Raw genomic sequence first — 20,214 nt, forward strand, 5'->3', positions numbered from 1 at the left:
TTAAAAAAATGGAGATTCTTTTTATTTATAAAACTCTCAAAATGAAAACAATCATTAAAGCTACAACCATATTCCTTTTTTTAATTTTAATAGCTTCTTGTAAAAAAGAGCCTACTATAGGTGCTGTGAATTGGTCTAAAGCTCAGAATTATTATTTAGAAAACATTCAATTGTCTCTCGTTTACTTAGACAGCTTAAAATTGGAAGGGTTTGATGGTGAAAAATCAAAACTATATTTTAAACTTGCGCGTGAAGCTTTTAAAAAAGGCGAACCTTATGCTTCTTATTTAAACCCAGAAGTTGGGCATAGAGCCAACGGACCTGCGCTTCCTATTTATAAAGATGATAGTGGAAAAATATTAAGTCCTGTAGGTTTTCAAAAAATTGAGGAAAGTATTTATAATCAAGAAGTCAATAAAAATGATTTTGAACAAGAACTTTATATAACACAAGGCATGCTTTCTGTTCTAACAAAAGGCATTGAAAAAAGAGAATTAAACGCGCAACGTTTTTTTATAGCAATACACCAACAATTATTCCGAATTATAAGTTTAGCTATTTCTGGTTTTGACACGCCAGTTAGCCACTTAGGAATTGATGAAACTAAAATTTCTTTAGAAAGTTTACAAACAGTCTACCAAAATACCATTCAGTCTATTATTCTAAATAAAAATAATTCTTTAGATAAAGCGTTTATAAATAACCTATCAAAAGCTATAGAATTTATCAATAAAAATAACCACTTTGATACGTTTGATCGGTTTACTTTTACAAGAGATTATATGAACCCAATCACCAGAAATTGGGTTGATATTCGTAAAACTAGTGAACTTTGGGAATCTATAAATACAGAACCTTTTAATTTTGATGCCCCTACCTTTTTCGAGAATGATTCCTTTAATTTGAATTATTTCACTCCTGCAACCAACAGAAACCCTTCTGAAAAACAAATTGCATTGGGCGAAAAATTGTTTTCAGATCCCAAACTTTCTGCTAATGGTACTATGGCTTGTATAACCTGCCATATTCCAAGTAAAGGATATGCCGATGCTATGGTGGTTAATACAGACAACAATGGCAAGCCGCTTCAACGTAATACGCCTACACTTATAAATACGGCCTTTCAACAAAGTTTCTTTTTAGATGGTAGAGCCAGCAGTTTAATAGATCAAATTTCGTTAGTATTTACAAACGACAAAGAATTCAACACCAATGTGCATGAGTTTTCTGATGCCATATTAAAAGATTCCACCTATACAACTCTTTTTAAAGATGCTTATGGCAAAATTTCCAAAAACAACAAAGATGTTATTAAAGCAATTTCCTCTTATATTTCTACGTTGAATGGTTTTAATTCTAAGTTTGATAAAAATATTAGAGGCGAAGAACATACGTTTACAGATGAAGAAAAACAAGGATACAATCTTTTTATGGGAAAAGCATTATGTGCCACCTGTCATTTTATTCCTTTAACAAATGGAACTGTACCACCGTTTTTTAATGAAACGGAGAAAGAGGTTATTGGTGTACCTAATGCATCTGATAATAAAGAATTAGATGAAGATTTAGGCTTTTATTGGAAATATAAAGAAGCATTACATAAAGGCATGTTTAAAACACCAACGATACGCAATGTTGCACTTACGGCCCCTTACATGCATAATGGTATTTATCAAACTCTAGAAGAGGTGGTCGATTTTTATAATAAAGGTGGCGGTGGCGGACTTGGGTTCGATTTAGAACACCAAACCTTACCTTTTGATGAATTAAACCTTACCAACGAAGAACAAACAAGTATTGTTGCTTTTATGAAAACGCTTAGCGATAGTAATCTTTCTAAAAAGGAATAAATGGTAAGTATTTTAAAAACAATCGTTTAATTAAAAAAATTACAAAAACAATACAAACAAGCGTTTTTTTTTGTATTTTATGCTAACTAAATAATTAGTTATCAATACATCATGAAAAATAAACGCTTTTCACTTACCTTAATCACATGCCTTCTTTTTTTTATAGGCTTACAGCATCTGTATGCACAAACGCCAACAGCTTATATAGAAATAAAAGGAAAAATTGTAGACGACACTTCTAATGATGCCTTAATATTTGCCGACATCATAATTAAAGACTCCAATATTAGTACTATTACCAATTCAGATGGTGAGTTTGCTTTAAAAATACCAGATTCGCTTGCCAATAAATCTGTAACCTTTTCTCATTTAGGATACCAAAAAAGGGAATTGAAAATTTCTGATTTAAATGCTCATTCAAAAATCAAACTCATTCCTGCAATCACAGAATTGAATGTGGTAGAAATTAAAACTTTTAAAGATGCTGAAACCCTTTTACAAGAAACCTTAAAAAATAGAAGTAACGTTTATAATAATGAAAATGCTTTAATGACTGCTTTTTATAGAGAAACCATTAAAAACAGACGAAAAAATGCCTCGTTATCTGAAGCTGTAGTGCAAATACACAAACAGCCTTATAGCAATTTTAAAAATGATGCTATTGAACTTATAAAATCAAGAAAAAGTACCAATTACAAAAAGTTAGACACATTAGCTTTAAAACTTCAAGGCGGACCATTTTCTAATTTATACACCGATATTATAAAATATCCAGAATATATTTTTACAAAAGAAGACATTGCTTTATACGAGTTTAGTTTTAGTGAGTCTACCCAAGTAAACAACAAGCCAGTTTACGTGATCAATTTTAAACAAAAACCAAATATTAAAGAGCCTCTATACTACGGAAAACTTTATATAGATTCTGAAACTTTAGCATTAACCAATGCCGTTTTTAGACTTAATGTTGAAAACAGAGAATTATCTAGCGAAATGTATATTCGTAAAAAACCAAGAAAAGTAGATGTGTATCCTACCGAAGCTACCTACCGCGTAAACTACCGTACCCAAAACGGAAAGTGGCAATACGCCTATAGCAATATTTTGCTAACCTTTAAAGTAAATTGGGAAGGAAAACTATTTAATAGTGTGTATACTCTAAACAGTGAAATGGCTATTACAGATTGGAGTGTTAACGACCCTAAATTAATTAAAACAAAAGAAAACATGCTAAAACCAACTACTATTTTAGCAGATGAAACTTCTGGGTTCAAAGATCCCGCCTTTTGGGGAAAATACAACATTATTGAACCCGAAAAATCTATTGAGGCAGCTATAGAGAAAATTAAAAAACAATTAAAGCGCACTTAAAATATTTAGTATAAAATTTTAATCACACAGATAATTTTTAAGTAATTTTACATACTAAATTTTATATCGTGATAGATTTTTTATTAACTAGTGATGCCATTATGGCGCTCTTAACACTTACCTTTTTAGAGATTATTTTAGGTATAGACAACATTGTTTTTATTTCTATTGCAGCTAATAAGCTACCCGAACATCAGCAATCTAAAGCAACAACCATTGGCTTACTTTTAGCTATGGTACAGCGTATTATTTTGTTATTTTTTGTAACGTTTTTAATTGGTTTAAAAGAGCCTTTTTATACTATTGAATTATCGTGGCTGCATGTAGCTGTGAGCTGGCAAGCCATTATTTTATTTGGTGGCGGATTGTTTTTAATTTATAAAAGCACCTCTGAAATTCATGAAAAAGTAGAATCTCCTAAGCATGATGAAGATGAGTTAAAAGGAAAAAAAATAAAAAGTTTATCGCAGGCTATTGTTCAAATCATACTTATTGATTTTATTTTTTCTATTGATTCTATATTAACTGCGGTGGGAATGACTAATGGATTGCATCCAAATCATAATTACAACCTTGTTTTAATGATAATTGCAGTTGTTATTTCCATTTTTGTGATGATAGGTTTTGCAAACCCCATTCGTCGCTTTATTAATGAACACCCCAGCATGCAGTTGCTAGGTTTAGCCTTTTTAATTTTGATTGGGTTTATGTTAATAACCGAAGCTGCCCATTTATCGCATACTAAGCTATTTGGTAACGAAGTTGGTGCCATCCCTAAAGGTTATTTATATTTCGCCATAGCTTTCTCTCTATTTGTAGAGTTTTTAAGTTTTAGAATTGAAAAAAAGAAAAAAAAAGAATAGCACCCATATCATCCTAAAAGCAGCATTGTTTCGTATATGTAAATAACCAAACACCTACTTATGAAGTATTTAACTTACCAAAGTATCAAACTAGCTTTTAGTTTTATTTTATTATACTCCCTATGTAATTGTTCTAATGAAAGTATTGCTAATGACACTGTTATAATAAACAATCCTTTAGAAAACCCTGAAGATGGCCCACCAGCTGGAAACCCAGAAGGGAACTCCCCCATTCCCACAGAGGCTGGTTTAGAAAATGTTTCCAATCCAGATACCATAATTGGTAATGGTACGCCAGAAAGCTGTACGTGCGATGCCGTTGTAAATGCTGTAGCAAAGGGAGGTAAAATAACTTTTAATTGCGGATCTCGACCTATAACCATAAAAATGGATAAAACTGCTAAAGTTTTTAACAATGCCAATCCAGACGTTATAATTGATGGAGGTGGTTTAATTACACTCAGCGGAAATGGAACTAACCGTATTTTATATATGAATACTTGCGACCAAAACCAGGTATGGACAACCAGTCATTGTCAAAATCAAGACTCTCCACGACTTACGGTTCAAAATATAACCTTTGCCGATGGTAATGCATCATCTGAAACTGAATACACTGGTGGCGGAGCTATTTGGGTTCGGGGCGGCCGGTTTAAAATCGTGAATTCAAGATTTTTCAACAATGTCTGTGCCTCTACAGGTCCTGATGTTGGTGGTGGTGCAATAAGAGTGTTTAGTCAATATAACAATATGCCTGTTTACATAACCAACAGTACGTTTGGTGGTGCCGAAAAATATGGAAACATAGGTTCCAATGGTGGTGGTATTAGCAGTATTGGAGTATCTTGGACTATAATTAACAGCTTATTTTCGTATAACCAAGCGATAGGAAATGGAGGTAATCCTTCACAATCTGGAACTCCTGGAGGAGGCAGTGGAGGAGCTATTTATAATGACGGAAACACCATGACCCTTAAACTACTAGGAACCCGAATTGAGCAAAATGAAGTGAATACGCATGGCGCATCCATATTTTTTGTAAGCAATAACCATACAGGAAATATAAGTATTAATAACTCTGTAATTACAAATAATATTGGAGGTTCATGGTATCCTATTTATCCAAGTATTTCGATGCATTCTGACACGCCAATTGTTGTGAAAAATTCAATTATAAAATAAAAATACAGAACGGTTATTAATAATTTCTATTGCCTTTATAAATACGATATAAATAATACGCAATTATAGCAAGCAACACAATTATTACCAGTCTGAAAATCATATAATAGAATTATTAAAACATTTTGGTTTGTCCTTTACCATCATCTTCGCTTTCAGAATCATCGTTATTTTGATCCTTATCGCCTTTATTTTTATCAGAATCTGAAGAAATAACATCTTCTTCATCAATCACTTCCAAATCATTAGCATGTACTTCCTCAGGAGCTTCATAAGGAAGCGGTTCTAATAAGCTAATTTGGTTTACTTTCTCTCTAGTTAATTGGTTTCCTAAAGCGGCGATACCTTTTACGGCAATAAACTCTTCTAAATTAACAAGCAAATTGTCTTTTCGTTCTACACCACGTTCTTTAGTAAACTCAATTTCAGCCCTAGGAATCCAATCGGTTGAAACTATTTCCAGATGCGATTTCTCATGACTTGTAATAAAACTTTCTTCTTTATTTTCGTTTTCAATTAAAAAACGTTTTACAAAATAGCGTTCCTTTTCACCATCAAAATAAATAGCTGAGATGGGTTTCTTTGGAATCCATTTTTCCATTAAAATCATATTACTATCAAAATGTGTGGTTACTTCTGGTATGATGGTTTTTACTATTCCTTTTTGGTTGATTATAAGTATTCGGTCTTCACCTCTAAACTCTCCTAACAACTCACCCCTTCCATCAACATTTAAACGTTGTACCGCATCATCAAACCAAATTTTACGTGGTTTTAATGTGGAGATGCCTTTCTCTTTTAGTTCAACTTTTTTAACAGGGTATTTTGTAACTAAATTTCCTTTAGAGTTTCTACCTTTTATTATAATATCAGCAAAATCGATATCCCATTTTAATTTTTTAATACTTCCTGCTTGTCGAAGCAAAATACTAACAACCTCAGCTTCTCCATTGGGGTTTGCAGAAAAATACAAAGCGGTAGAACCCTTATTGCCATTAGTTAAATCGTATTCTTTATCGCGGGTAATTCCTGTAACAGAAAAGCGTTTTATATACGATGGTCCACTTTTCCCATCACGATAAATCATATTGTATATAGTACGACTGTCTTTTTTATCAAAAACTTCTACATTAATAATATCTTTACCTATAAAGGTTTTAGAATCTACTTTGGTAACCATCATTTTGCCCTCTTTAGTAAACACAATGATATCATCTATATCACTACAATCGCAAACGTATTCATCTTTTCGTAATGAAGTTCCAATAAAACCTTCTTCCCTATTTACATACAGTTTTGTATTGCGAATAACTACTTTGGTTGCATCTACATCATCAAAAGTGTGGATTTGAGTCTTACGTTCTCGTCCTGCACCATATTCCTTTTTAAGTCTTTTAAAGTATGTAATGGCATAATCGATAAGATGTTCTAAATGATGTTTTACTTCTGCAATTTGTTCTTCTAAAGCCTCAATTTTTTGTTGTGCTTTATCAATATCAAATTTAGAAATTCGCTTGATTCTTATTTCGGTTAAACGCTCTATATCTTCAACGATAATGGCACGTTTTAAATGCTTTATGTGAGGTTTTAAACCTTTATCAATTGCTGTAATAACACCTTCCCATGTTTCTTCTTCTTCTATATCACGATAAATTCTGTTTTCAATAAAAATACGTTCTAAAGATGCAAAATGCCATTGCTCTTCAAACTCATTAAGGCGTATCTCTAATTCTTGTTTTAAAAGCTGAACCGTATTATCGGTAGAGCGACGTAACATTTCTGTAACTCCAACAAATAAGGGCTTATTATCTTCAATAACACAGCCCAAAGGCGAAATGGACGACTCACAACTTGTAAAAGCATATAAGGCATCGATGGTTTTATCGGGAGATAAACCAGAAGGTAAATGAATTAAAATTTCAACCTCGGCAGCGGTGTTATCTTCAATCTTTTTAATCTTGATTTTACTTTTATCATTCGCTTTTAGTATGGAATCTATAAGCGATGAAGTCGTGGTTCCAAAAGGAATTTCGGTAATAACCAAAGTGTTTTTATCTAATTGCGATATTTTAGCACGCACTCGTACACGCCCACCTCTTAAACCATCGTTATAATTAGAAAAATCGGCTATTCCAGCTGTTGGGAAATCGGGTAAAATAACAAAACGTTTTCCTTGTAAATGTTTGATAGAAGCATCAATAAGTTCGATAAAATTATGCGGTAATATTTTGGTTGAAAGCCCAACAGCTATACCTTCGCCTCCTTGTGCCAACAACAAAGGAAACATAACAGGCAGGTTTACAGGTTCTTTACGACGCCCGTCATAACTGGCTTGCCATTCGGTGATTTTAGGATTAAAAACAACATCCAATCCAAATTTAGAAATTCGGGCTTCGATATAACGTGATGCAGCAGCACTATCGCCAGTAAGAATGTTTCCCCAGTTTCCTTGGGTGTCTATTAACAAATCTTTTTGACCTATTTGAACCATAGCATCGGCAATACTCGCATCTCCATGTGGATGGTATTGCATAGTATGACCGACAATATTAGCTACTTTGTTATAACGCCCATCATCTAAATCTTTCATAGAATGCATGATGCGTCGTTGTACGGGTTTAAAACCGTCTTCAATAGCTGGAACTGCACGTTCTAATATAACATACGATGCATAATCTAAAAACCAATCTTTAAACATACCCGTAACACGCGTAATGGTTTCTTTTGGTTCGTCTTGTCCGCTAATTAAATCGTTATCTTCTTCAATCATTAATTGATCTTATTTTCGTGGCTTTCCGCTAAGTGTGGTTCTGTTAAAACCATTCGCTCTTTTATGGCTTAAATTTCTATTAAATAAGTTTACTAAATCGTAAATGGTTTTTCTCGATTCTAACTTTTCTTTACTATATAACATAATTTTTAATTTAATTATCTTCTAAAATATCTAATTCTACTTTTAAATTATCTATGATAAATTCTTGTCTGGTTGGTGTATTTTTACCCATATAAAACGATAATAAATCTTCAATAGACATATTATCATCTAACATAACGGGATCTAAACGGATATTTTCTCCAATAAAATGAACAAATTCATCTGGTGAGATTTCACCAAGACCTTTAAATCGAGTTATTTCGGGTTTGGGCTTTAACTTTTCTATCGCACTTCTTCTTTCATCCTCTGAATAGCAATAAATGGTTTCTTTTTTATTTCTCACCCTAAATAAAGGAGTTTGTAAAATATACAAATGTCCTTCTTTTATAACTTCTGGAAAGAATTGTAGAAAAAAGGTTATTAACAACAACCGAATGTGCATCCCATCTACATCGGCATCAGTAGCTATAACTACATTATTATAACGTAAATCTTCTAACGATTCTTCAATATTTAAAGCGGCTTGTAATAGATTAAATTCTTCATTTTCGTAAACAATTTTTTTACTTAAACCATAACTGTTTAAGGGTTTACCTTTTAAGCTGAAAACCGCTTGAGTATTTACATCACGTGATTTGGTAATACTTCCAGAAGCCGAATCGCCCTCTGTAATAAATAAAGTCGATTCTAAATTGCGTTGGTTTTTAATATCTCCAAAATGTACACGGCAATCGCGTAGTTTTTTATTGTGAAGACTGGCTGATTTTGCACGGTCTTTTGCTAATTTACGAATGCCAGAAAGTTCTTTACGCTCACGTTCTGCTTGTAGAATTTTGCGTTGAATTTTTTCTGCAGTTTCCGGGTTTTTATGTAAATAGTTGTCTAAATACGTTTTTAAAAAATCGTTTATATAAGTTCTTACGGTTGGCAATTCGCCTCCCATATCTGTAGAACCTAATTTTGTCTTCGTCTGACTTTCAAAAACAGGTTCCATGACCTTAATAGCGACAGCACTTACCACAGATTTTCTAACATCGGAAGCATCATAGTTTTTACCATAAAACTCGCGAATGGTTTTTACTAAAGCTTCTCGGAATGCATTTAAATGTGTACCTCCTTGAGTTGTGTTTTGACCGTTTACAAACGAATGATACTCCTCACTATACTGTGTTTTACTATGGGTAATCGCAACTTCAATATCTTCTCCTCGTAAGTGAATAATAGGATAAGCTCTATCAGATTCGTTAATGTTTTCAGATAATAAATCTTTAAGACCATGTTCGCTAAAATACTTTTCGCCATTAAAAACTATGGTCAACCCTGGATTTAGGTATACATAATTTTTAAGCATTTTAACAATATACTCATTTCTGTATTTATAATTTTTAAAAATGGTTTCATCGGGAACAAACGATACTTTGGTTCCTTTTCGGCGAGTTATATCTTCTAATAAATCTTGATTAATTAAATTACCCTGCTCAAATTCTGCAGAAGCAGATTTATTATCACGATTGGATTCTACTCTGAAAAATGATGATAAAGCGTTCACAGCTTTTGTACCAACCCCATTTAAACCTACCGATTTTTTAAAAGCTTTCGAATCGTACTTTCCACCTGTATTCATTTTGGAAACCACATCTACCACTTTTCCCAAGGGAATACCACGTCCGTAATCTCTAACGGATACCTTGCTACCTTGAATAGTGATTTCGATAGTTTTACCTGCCCCCATGACGTACTCATCAATGGAATTGTCTAAAACCTCTTTAAGTAAAATGTAAATACCATCATCTGGTGAAGACCCATCACCAAGTTTCCCAATATACATCCCTGGTCGCATACGAATATGCTCTTTCCAGTCTAATGAACGTATATTATCTTCGGTATAATCGGTTAATTCAGCCATAGATTTGAGTAGGATTTCATGATTGGACGCTAATATAATACAACCCTAGAAAAAAAGAAACTACGATTACACAAAGTAATTAACAATATAACATACATTTTGTTGAGAACCCCTATTTACTGGTGTTTCCCTTTTTTAAAGACACTAATAAAATACCAAAAATAACGACCAAAGCACCAAACAATTGTAATAATGTAAGTACTTCATTTAAAAAAATGCCCGCTAGTATAATGGTTGAAATAGGTCCGAACCCTGCAATAACTGCAAAATTTGAAGAATTGATACGATTAATTGATTCAGACACCAAAAAAGATGGAATAACAGTAGCGAAAATGGCTATTAAGAAACCTAACAAATACACCTCCCATTGCAAACCAAAAACATCAACTTTAGAAAATAACCCAAAATGAATGAATACACAAAAGCAGGAAACTACCATAACATATGCCGTAAATTTTACTACTCCAAACTTTGGTATTAACCAGCCACTCCCTACTAAATAAGTAGCATAAGTAATGGCACAAAGCAAGATAAAAAAACCTCCTATATATGTATCGGCACCAGAAATAGCCACTTCACCCCAAAACGTAATAACAATACCAATATAGGTTAGAAATATAGCCAGTGCTTGTGTTGAATTTATTGGCTTTTTAAGAAATAATTTATTAAAAATAATGATCATTGTTGGGTACAAAAACAATATAATACGTTCTAAACTTGCCTTAATATATTGTAACCCTACAAAATCAAAATAACTAGACAAATAGTAACCTACCACCCCAAAAAACACCACCCAATAATAATCGGTTTTAACAATAACGCTCAGATTTTCTTTTCTGCTATATATAATGGCTATTACCAAATAAAATGGAAATGAAAACACCATACGCAACAACAAAAGACTCAACGCATCCACTTCGTATTGATATGCCAATTTTACCATTACCGCTTTGGATGAAAATAGGACAATTCCTAAAATTCCAATTAAGACACCTGAGATTAATTTTTTTTTTGATTGCATGAAGCGAATATAAAGTATGCGTAAATTGTAAATACTTAAAGTAGAAATAAATTACGATGTTCAAATGAAATATGATTAGAAATAATAATAATAAATGACAAAGTCAACTCATTCAATTTATGCTAGTATCTATCACAAATAAATTTTCAAGACCATCTCTAGGTATTTATTAATGTCCATGTCCTTCTTCTTCGCTGTTTTTAGCTTTTGCCAAAAGAGTAAAAGCATCTTTTAAAACAACATCCATTTTTGAAACGTTCTGAGAAGGATCTTCAAAAGTAAATGCAACAAAGTTTTCTTCTTCATTCCCTTTTATAATTTCAAGCATTTCGTAATCATGCATCATCTGTACCCCTTCTTTTCTTTTACCTAAGGATGTAAAAATATAATGTTTGCCTTCAAACCTAACAATGGCTTCTTCAGGGATAGCATATTGTTCAACAGCTTCCACTTCAATATTAGCATTGATAAACATACCTGGTAACAATGCTTCGTTTTCCTCTTTCAAATGACCATGAATTGTGATGGACCTATCGTTACGAACATTGTTACCAATAAGAAATACTTTAGCTTCCATCCATGTATCAGGGGCGTTAGCGAGTCTAAAACGAATGCGCTGACCAACTCTAATTAAGTGAATATCATTTTCATATACTTTAAGCTCTACATGTAAATCAGAAGCATTTGTAATATCCATTAATACATCTTGTGGATTAAAATACTTACCTCTATTAATATAAACTTCTCTAACAATGCCATTAATTGGAGAATACACATTTATAACTGAAGCAATCTTGCCGTTTTTTACGCTTAACGGATTAATACCAATCAAACGTAATTTACTCTCTAATGCTTGAATGTTTGCCTTATTGGTTAAATAGCTACTTTTTGCTTTTTGAAATACTTTGGTAGAAGTAACCTCTTCTTTATTTAAAGTTTCTTGTCTTTCAAAATCTGCTTTTAAATATTCATTATTTGCCAATGCTTCTAAATAGGCTCTTTGAAACTCTATAAACTCAGGGTTTTCAACGGATGCAATAATTTGTCCTTTTTTTAATCTAGTTCCTGAAAGCATCGTTGTTTGCTTTAAAAAGCCGCCATAAGGCACTGTTACCGAAATGTTATTTTGAGGCGGCACATCTATGACCCCGTTTACAGTAATTTCATGACCAATTTTACGTTTTTTAACTTTTCCAATACTAATTTCTGTTTGTGCTAATTGTGCTTCTGTTAATTCAACGATATTTTCATTTTTGGTTTTATGAGTACCTTCAACCTCATTCGTTGGTTTCTCTTTACATCCTATTGCTAAAACTAGTACTATAGATAGCATTATTTTATATATTATGTTTTTCATATTCTTAGTTATTTGATGTCAGTTTTTCAATGGTAATTAAGGTTTGATTATATTGATTGATATAATCTAAATATTTAAGTTGTATAGCTAAAGCTCTATTAAGTCCTTGTACATATTCTACATATTCAATTTCTCCTTCCTGAAAACCACGTTGTGAACTTTTTAATAATAATTCGGCTTGGGGCAAAGCGTTAAGGCTGTAAAACTCTAAATTTTCTTTATCTTTTTTTAAGGATTCAAAAGCGGTTTGTAACTGTGATTGGGTGTGGTTTGTAACGGCTTCTAATTGGGATTCAATTTCCATTTTATGAATTTTTGCCGTTTTAATTTTTGATGTATGCGCCTTAAAAAAAATGGGGATACTTAAACCCAATTGTACACCTGTAAAACGGTCTCCTGAATCAAATACAGTTGACGTACCATTGACTGTTTCGCCATTACCTATAAAGGATTGATTAAAATAACCCAAAGTAATATGGGGAAGCATTTTTGATGATTCCACCGAACGCTCTTTTTCAGCTACGTCTATTTTTGATTTATAAAAGGATACCAAAGGGTTTTTAGTAACAGATACAGTATCTATTAGCTGCTCTGATAGGAATGTTGGTGTTACTTTTAAATCACCAACATTAATATCAACCAAACTGTCTGAATTTAACAGATTTTGTAGCCTAAATTGATAGGTTTTTATAGTAGACATATTGTTTTGCTTTGCCATTTCAATATCAGCTAATTCTGCATGGGCGGTCGCTTTTTCCAAAGCATTGCTTTCTCCTGTTTTGAAGCGCAGGCTTGCTGCAAGCTGAAATTTTTTGTAAATACTATCTTGTTGCTCTAAAACGCTTTGTTTGCTTTTAAGATACCAGAGTTCATAATAAACCGATTTTATTTGTGCAACCAACTCATTTTCAACAACTTCTTGATTACGTATACTTGATGCTATTTTTGCTTTTGAAAGCTTATTCTGATTGACGTATAACGTAGGAAATGCAAAGGTTTGATTCACACTAAATCGGGTATCATTATCAATAGCACTATTGGTTTGACCATATTCTAAACTAAACTCTGTTTTTGGTACATTGAAACTTGCACCTTTCATAGCGCGTTCTTGGTCTGTTTGTAATTTGGATATTTCAATGTTTGGATTATTCTTTAATGCCACATTTATAACAGCGTCCAAATTGTTGTATACCTTTATTTTTGGATTTATTTGTGCCTTCATTGAATATACACTTCCAGACAAGATTACACACAGTATTAACCCGGTTTTATTTAACTTCATTTTTAATTTTTTTTCTGAATAATAATAAAGAATTGGCAAGACTATAAGAGTTAAAAAAGTGGCGGTCACTAAGCCGCCAATTACTACCGTAGCCAAAGGGCGTTGTACTTCGGCTCCTGAAGTCTGAGAAAGTGCCATCGGCAAAAACCCTAGAGAAGCCACTGTTGCCGTCATTATCACCGGCCTTAAGCGTGTTTTGGTACCTTGATAAATACGTTCAAAAACATCTGAAACTCCATCTTTTTTAAGACGGTTAAATTCCGCAATTAATACAATTCCATTTAAAACTGCTACTCCAAAAAGCGCAATAAACCCTACCCCTGCTGAAATACTAAATGGTAAATTGCGAAGCCAAAGTGCAAAAACGCCACCAATAGCAGATAACGGAATGGCTGTAAAAATCAAAACACCTTGTTTTATAGACCCAAAAGTAAAATACAGTAAGATAAAAATAAGCAACAATGCCATAGGAACTACAATAGATAAACGCTGTTTTGCTTCAACCAGATTTTCAAATTGACCTCCATAACTAATACTATAACCAGGAGCTAAATTTACTTGGGTATTAATTTTATTCCTTATTTCTTCAACCACACTTTCCACATCTCGATTACGTACATTAAATGCTGTAATAATGCGCCTTTGAGTGTTATCACGCTGTATTTGATAAGGCCCATCAATAATGGAAACTGTTGCAACCTGTTGCAGTGGTATTTGTTGACCATGCTTTCCATTAATGTAGAGATTTTGAACATCGGCAAGACTTGTTCTGTGATCGCCTTCCAAACGCACAACTAAATCAAATTGCTTTTCACCTTCATATACCAATCCTGCCGATGCTCCTGCAAAGGCTGCTTGAATGGTATTATTAACCGATTGTATGTCTAAACCGTATTTGGCTAATTGTGCTCTATGATAATCAATAACAATTTGAGGTACACCAGTCACTTCTTCTATATAAACATCTACAGCACCATCCACGGTAGTAGCAATTTTGCCAATTTGATTTGCATACGTTGATAATTGTTCTAAATCTTCGCCATAAATTTTCACAGCCACGTCTTGACGTACGCCCGTCATTAACTCATTAAAACGCATCTGAATGGGTTGCTGAAAACCAAAAGTAACTCCTGGAATAACCTCCAAAGCTTTAGCCATTTTATTGGCCAATGCTTCTCTACTGGAAGCTGAAACCCACTCTGATTTATCTTTTAGAATAATCATTAAATCGGCTGCTTCAACAGGCATCGGGTCTGTTGGAATTTCACCAGAGCCAATTTTAGCAACCACTTGCTCCACTTCAGGGAAATTATCTAAAAGTATTTTTTCGGCTTTAGTAGTTGCCTTTATGGTATTAGAAAGGGAACTCCCTGTAATAACTCTTGTTTCAACTGCAAAATCACCTTCTTCGAGTGTTGGAATAAACTCACCACCTAATTGTGTAAAGACCATAAAAGCGATGATAAATAGTATGATAGTTACTGAAACTACTAAAGCGCGTGTTTTCATGGCTCTTTTCAAAATGGGCTCATAAATACGATAAAAGAAATTCATTATTTTATCGGAAATATTCTTTTTATGTGCTGTTCTTTTACTTAAAACAAGCGAAGACATCATAGGAATATAAGTTAGGGAAAGTATAAAAGCTCCCAAAATGGCAAAACTCACTGTTTGTGCCATGGGTCCAAACATTTTACCTTCTGTTCCTACCAAAACCAATATGGGTAAATACACAATTAAAATGATGATTTCTCCAAATGCTGCCGAGGTTCTAATTTTGCTGGCAGATTGATAGACTTCTTCGTCCATCTCATTTTGTGTAAGTTTCCGATTCAACTGTAATGCTGCTAAATGAAATAAAGTAGCTTCAACAATAATGACTGCACCATCTACAATCAATCCAAAATCAATGGCACCGAGGCTCATTAAATTTGCTGAAACCCCAAAAACATGCATCATAGAAAACGCAAATAATAAGGCTAATGGTATGACCGAAGCTGTAATTAATCCTGCTCTCCAATTACCCAATAGTAAGAGTAAAATAAAAATAACAATAAGTGCTCCTTCAACAAGATTTGTGGTTACTGTTCCGATGGCATTATCAACTAATTTTGTTCTATCCAAAAACGGTTCAATAACAACGCCTTCGGGTAATGTTTTGCTAATAATTTCAATTTTAGCTTTAACGTCTGTAATAACCTGTGCTGAATTTGCTCCCTTTAACATCATAACAATAGCACTTACAACCTCTCCTTCTCCATTACGAGTAGTTGCACCATACCGAATGGCTGTTCCTGTTTGAACTTTTGCCACATCACTTATTAAAATGGGAATCCCATCTTCAGTTGATTTTACTAGGATATTTTCAATGTCTTCTATAGAACCAACTAATCCTTCGCTTCTAATAAATAAGGCTTTATCATTTTTTTCAATGTATGCACCTCCTGTATTTTGATTGTTAGTTTCTAAAGCCTTAAAAATTTCAGAAATAGAAATATTCATTGCATTTAACCGCTCGGGGCGCACCGCTATTTCATATTGTTTTAAATAGCCCCCGAAACTACTAACGTCGGCAACACCTTTTGTACCTAAAAGTTGTCTTTTAATAATCCAATCTTGAATACTTCTCAATTGAACAGCATCATAACGGTCTTCATAACCTGGCTTAGTGGTAACCACATATTGATAAATTTCCCCAAGACCGGTAGTTAGAGGGGCTATTCCTGGTTTTCCTATACCTTTTGGAATTTCAGATTGCGCTTCTGCCAGACGTTCGTTAACTTGTTGTCGAGCCCAATAAACATCAACATTTTCTTCAAAAACAATAGTAACCACTGATAAGCCGAACCGTGAAAAGGAACGGATTTCATCAATTTGTGGTATGGTTGCCATGGTGATTTCTATGGGAAACGTTATTAAACGCTCCACCTCTTGGGCAGCAAGTGTTGGTGAAGACGTAATTACCTGAACTTGATTGTTGGTAATATCTGGCACAGCATCCACTGGGAGCTGACGAAGCGAATACACCCCCGTAATAATTAAAGCCAATGTGAGTAATCCAATAACCAATTTATGGGTTATGGAATACCTAATAATTTTATTAAGCATAAAAAAAAGTTTAAAAATGTTTGTGAAATAATCTAGTTTCTTGAAATATCAAGACTATAATACCTACTGTTCCCGCTTTTCAGGAACTACCATTTTTAAACCCGAGGTGGTTGAAATAAAGTGTCTAAATATGTAGAAGAAAGGAATACTTTATAATAATCGAATTTTAAATTCTCTTTATGTCTAAAAGGTTCTAAAATGAATTGGGATTGTTGTGGAAAAAAGAATGTCACATGGCTACAACATTGATGCGAATTATGCAATGGCGCTTCATGATGATTTGAATTTTCATGGTGCTCTTTTGAGCTTCCATCATTAAGTATATAATCTTCCAAAACAAAATCTAAGAAGGTATCTCCATCAAAGGTTTTATGCTCTTGATAATGCGAATAAATTGCTGCAATTTTTTGAAACTCACATCCCATGTCTATGTTAGGCATTATAGCCTGAAACATAAATAATATTGACAGAGATATAGATGTAATTAATTTCATAATTAATACAAATATATAAATTATTTAATGTAATAGTCCGTACAAAAATTATTTACCGATACATCAAGCTGTTTGATAACAGTAATGGTCGTTTTCAATACAATAAACCTAAAAACATGTTCTATATCTACTCTTTTTAATCAAAAATTATTTTTCCTTTTTTTAATTAATACGGATTTATAAAAGTTTCTATTTCAGATTGTGTTATTTGGGGGTTAGCTCCTTCACTTTGCGCTACCATCGCACCAACGGCACATGCAAAATCCACCGCTTCTTGTGGGTTAACTTTGTTTAATAGTTGACTTATTAACGAACCTAAAAATGAATCGCCTGCACCAACGGTATCAATCACTTTTATTAAATAACCGCTATTATAATAAAACTTATCATTATAAAATAAAACAGCACCATGATGTCCTTTTGTAACGCATATGTGTTTGGTGTTTGTTTTTTTAGAAATATACCGGATATTCTGCTCCATAGAGCGATACTTAGAGTTTAAATAGCCACTTACTTCATACAATTCATCATCATTAAATTTAATAAAGTCGGCTTCATTCATTAATTGAATTAAAAGTTCTTTGGTATAATATGGCGGTCTTAAATTAAGATCAAAAACTTTATATTTTGCAAGTTCTATGAGCTTAAGCAGCGTATTTCTAGAACTATCATCTCTTGCTGCTAAACTCCCAAAAACAAATGCATCAGAGTTTTTAACTGCTCCTTTGTTTATTTCTGTTAATCTTATTTTATCCCAGGCTCTTGGATATTTTATGTCATAAGATGCCGATCCTTTTTCATTCAACATCACTTTTACTTTTCCTGTTTTGTATTCATTATGTACTTGAATACAGCCGGTATTAATACCACTCTCTTTTAGGTATTTAAGTATTTTAGCACCATTTTCACCTTGTCCAATAGCACTAATCATGGTTACATCATTGCCAAATGCCTGCAATCTGTTTGCTACATTTAAGGGGGCACCTCCTATTTTTTTATGTGTTGGAAACACATCCCATAATACTTCTCCAAAACATGTAATCTTTGACATCATCTTATATTTATAAATATTAATCCAGAAGTCTTTAATTTATAAAAACTTCTGGAATTAAAAAAACTAAACAAAATAAATAATAATTAACTTTTAATACCCAGGGTTTTGATCATACAAACCTCCTGTAAAATCAATTTCTCTTTGTGGAATAGGATAATATTCATCTCTACCAGCCGTAAACTGAGCATTTGTAAGGAAATCTTTTCTTGTTTTTTCAATAGCTAAGTATGCATTAAGTACTGGTTCAGCCATTCCCCATCTTACTAAATCAAAAAATCTTGGACCTTCCATACCAAACTCTAAACGTCTTTCAAACATTAATGCTTTAATAGCATCTGCCTTAAGCATTCCCATGGGGTACATGCCAACGTTGTAAACGTTTGATGCCCCAGCATTTATTTGTCTTTGGGTACTAGCTGCTGCACGTGTTCTAATTTCATTAATAATTGTTATGCCATCATCTACTTGATTTAATTGAATTAAAGCTTCGGCTTTAAATAAAAGCACATCGGCATATCTAATAAATTCTATATTTTTTGAGGTCCCTACAAACGGACCTTCTTTTACATAACATGAACAATCTGGTGCTTGTTGTTCTTTCATATTTCCAAAGTAACCATATACACCCGGGTCTCTTGCCCAACTAAAGTTATATATCATATCTCCAGCTTCTTTTACTGTATTGCGATATTTGAATGGACGCCCAGGGATTCCAACGGTATGATCAATACGTGGATCTAAAGTGATACCTACCGCCAAAGGAGTTTCTCCATTACCATCTACTACATTAAAAATATTAGTATTATTAAATGTATCTAATAACGGTAGCCCAGTAACAAGATCGGTTTTAAAGGCATTTACCATATTTTGACTTGCTAAGTGGAAACCACAACAACCATATAACCCAGTACCATGTGGTGAATTTAAACCCGTTACAAAACTAACTCTTCCAACGGTGGTTCCATCATTAATAGAGAATTGTGCTGCCCAAATGGACTCAGGACCATTATCAAAACCATCCAAATAATTATTACCGTAATCTGGTTCCAATCCACCAGTTACTTCATCTGCAAAATCTATTACCTCCTGCAAACGAGACAGATTAATATTGGTTACTTGATGTGTATCGTTTTGTTCATATGCTTGATACAAACGTAGCTTCGCTAAATAAGCCGCCGCCGCATTTCTATCGGCTCTACCAACTTGATCTTGTGATGGTGGTAAATTGTTATATGCAAACAAAAAATCGTCTGCTATAGTGTTCCATAAATCATCATTATCTAAACGATTGTCAATTTCTAAGATTTCTTCCTGTGTTAAACCTTCTGTGATATAAGGAATCTTTTTAAATAATAATTTTAGAACAAAATGAGAATGCGCTCTTAAAAACCTAAGTTCTGCTTGTCTTGTTGTTTTATCTGCATAATCTGCATCTGGAATTTGGTTAATTACATCTAAGGCAAAGTTTGCTCTTGAAATCGCTGCGTAATAGTTTGTCCAAGTTCTTGGTGCCATCCAATCTAATGGATCATCAGCAATAGTTAAGTTGTATTGTTCGTATCTATCTACAACATCAACATCGCCACGTCCGCCGCCTCCTTTATAGGCGTCATCAGAACGTACACTACCATACACCCACATACTGGTTAAAGGCCCAACCATATCATCATTGGCAATTCCAGCATAAGCTGCAACTACTAAAGCTTCTGCATTTTCAGCAGTTGCTACGTTTTCGTTAGATAATACGCCTTCCGGTTCGTAATCTAAAAAGTCTTTGGAACAAGCAAACAATACAGATGCTGCCATAATTCCTGTTAATACTGTTTTTATATATTTTTTCATGTTTACCAT

Annotated in this window: 13 protein-coding genes; 4 read left to right on the forward strand and 9 right to left on the reverse strand. The window is 33.4% G+C overall.

Features of this window, described 5'->3' with window-relative positions; translation table 11 throughout:
• The first annotated feature begins 41 nt into the window (after positions 1-41).
• From QLS71_RS17455 to QLS71_RS17470, 4 genes are all read left to right on the forward strand, one after another.
• Positions 42-1,850: a cytochrome c peroxidase gene (locus QLS71_RS17455; protein WP_308992067.1), complete on the forward strand. Its 1,809-nt coding sequence runs from the start codon at positions 42-44 to the stop codon at positions 1,848-1,850.
• A gap of 111 nt (positions 1,851-1,961) precedes the next feature.
• Entirely contained in the window at positions 1,962-3,221 is a 1,260-nt protein-coding gene (locus QLS71_RS17460) for a carboxypeptidase-like regulatory domain-containing protein (protein ID WP_308992068.1), read from the forward strand.
• A gap of 68 nt (positions 3,222-3,289) precedes the next feature.
• Complete coding sequence (locus tag QLS71_RS17465) at positions 3,290-4,084, forward strand: TerC family protein (protein WP_308992069.1); 795 nt, start codon at positions 3,290-3,292, stop codon at positions 4,082-4,084.
• 60 nt (positions 4,085-4,144) lie between these two features.
• The gene (locus tag QLS71_RS17470) at positions 4,145-5,266 is read left to right on the forward strand and encodes a hypothetical protein (protein ID WP_308992070.1); all 1,122 of its coding nucleotides are present in this window, start codon (positions 4,145-4,147) and stop codon (positions 5,264-5,266) included.
• A gap of 115 nt (positions 5,267-5,381) precedes the next feature.
• On the opposite strand, the gene QLS71_RS17475 is transcribed toward QLS71_RS17470, so the two are convergent.
• The 9 genes from QLS71_RS17475 to QLS71_RS17515 all read right to left on the reverse strand — a co-directional run bounded on the left by QLS71_RS17475 (position 5,382) and on the right by QLS71_RS17515 (position 20,205).
• Complete coding sequence (locus tag QLS71_RS17475; protein ID WP_308992071.1) at positions 5,382-8,036, reverse strand: DNA gyrase/topoisomerase IV subunit A; 2,655 nt, start codon at positions 8,034-8,036, stop codon at positions 5,382-5,384.
• 9 nt (positions 8,037-8,045) lie between these two features.
• Entirely contained in the window at positions 8,046-8,180 is a 135-nt protein-coding gene (locus QLS71_RS17480) for a hypothetical protein (RefSeq protein ID WP_308992072.1), read from the reverse strand.
• A gap of 10 nt (positions 8,181-8,190) precedes the next feature.
• Positions 8,191-10,047, reverse strand: coding sequence for a DNA topoisomerase IV subunit B (locus tag QLS71_RS17485; protein WP_308992073.1), 1,857 nt, complete (start codon positions 10,045-10,047; stop codon positions 8,191-8,193).
• Positions 10,048-10,159: 112 nt separating this feature from the next.
• Positions 10,160-11,068 (reverse strand): DMT family transporter, encoded by a 909-nt coding sequence (locus QLS71_RS17490; RefSeq protein WP_308992074.1) that lies wholly within the window; start codon positions 11,066-11,068, stop codon positions 10,160-10,162.
• Positions 11,069-11,237: 169 nt separating this feature from the next.
• Positions 11,238-12,425, reverse strand: coding sequence for an efflux RND transporter periplasmic adaptor subunit (locus QLS71_RS17495; protein ID WP_308992075.1), 1,188 nt, complete (start codon positions 12,423-12,425; stop codon positions 11,238-11,240).
• 4 nt (positions 12,426-12,429) lie between these two features.
• Positions 12,430-16,815: a CusA/CzcA family heavy metal efflux RND transporter gene (locus QLS71_RS17500; protein WP_308992076.1), complete on the reverse strand. Its 4,386-nt coding sequence runs from the start codon at positions 16,813-16,815 to the stop codon at positions 12,430-12,432.
• A 95-nt stretch (positions 16,816-16,910) separates the two neighbouring features.
• On the reverse strand, positions 16,911-17,309 hold the full coding sequence (locus QLS71_RS17505; protein ID WP_308992077.1) for a hypothetical protein: 399 nt from the start codon (positions 17,307-17,309) through the stop codon (positions 16,911-16,913).
• 166 nt (positions 17,310-17,475) lie between these two features.
• The gene (locus tag QLS71_RS17510) at positions 17,476-18,360 is read right to left on the reverse strand and encodes a carbohydrate kinase (RefSeq protein ID WP_308992078.1); all 885 of its coding nucleotides are present in this window, start codon (positions 18,358-18,360) and stop codon (positions 17,476-17,478) included.
• A 93-nt stretch (positions 18,361-18,453) separates the two neighbouring features.
• Positions 18,454-20,205 (reverse strand): RagB/SusD family nutrient uptake outer membrane protein, encoded by a 1,752-nt coding sequence (locus QLS71_RS17515; protein ID WP_308992079.1) that lies wholly within the window; start codon positions 20,203-20,205, stop codon positions 18,454-18,456.
• Between the last annotated feature and the right edge of the window lie 9 nt (positions 20,206-20,214).

Origin of the sequence: Mariniflexile litorale (genome assembly GCF_031128465.2) — a bacterium.
Lineage (GTDB): Bacteria > Bacteroidota > Bacteroidia > Flavobacteriales > Flavobacteriaceae > Mariniflexile > Mariniflexile litorale.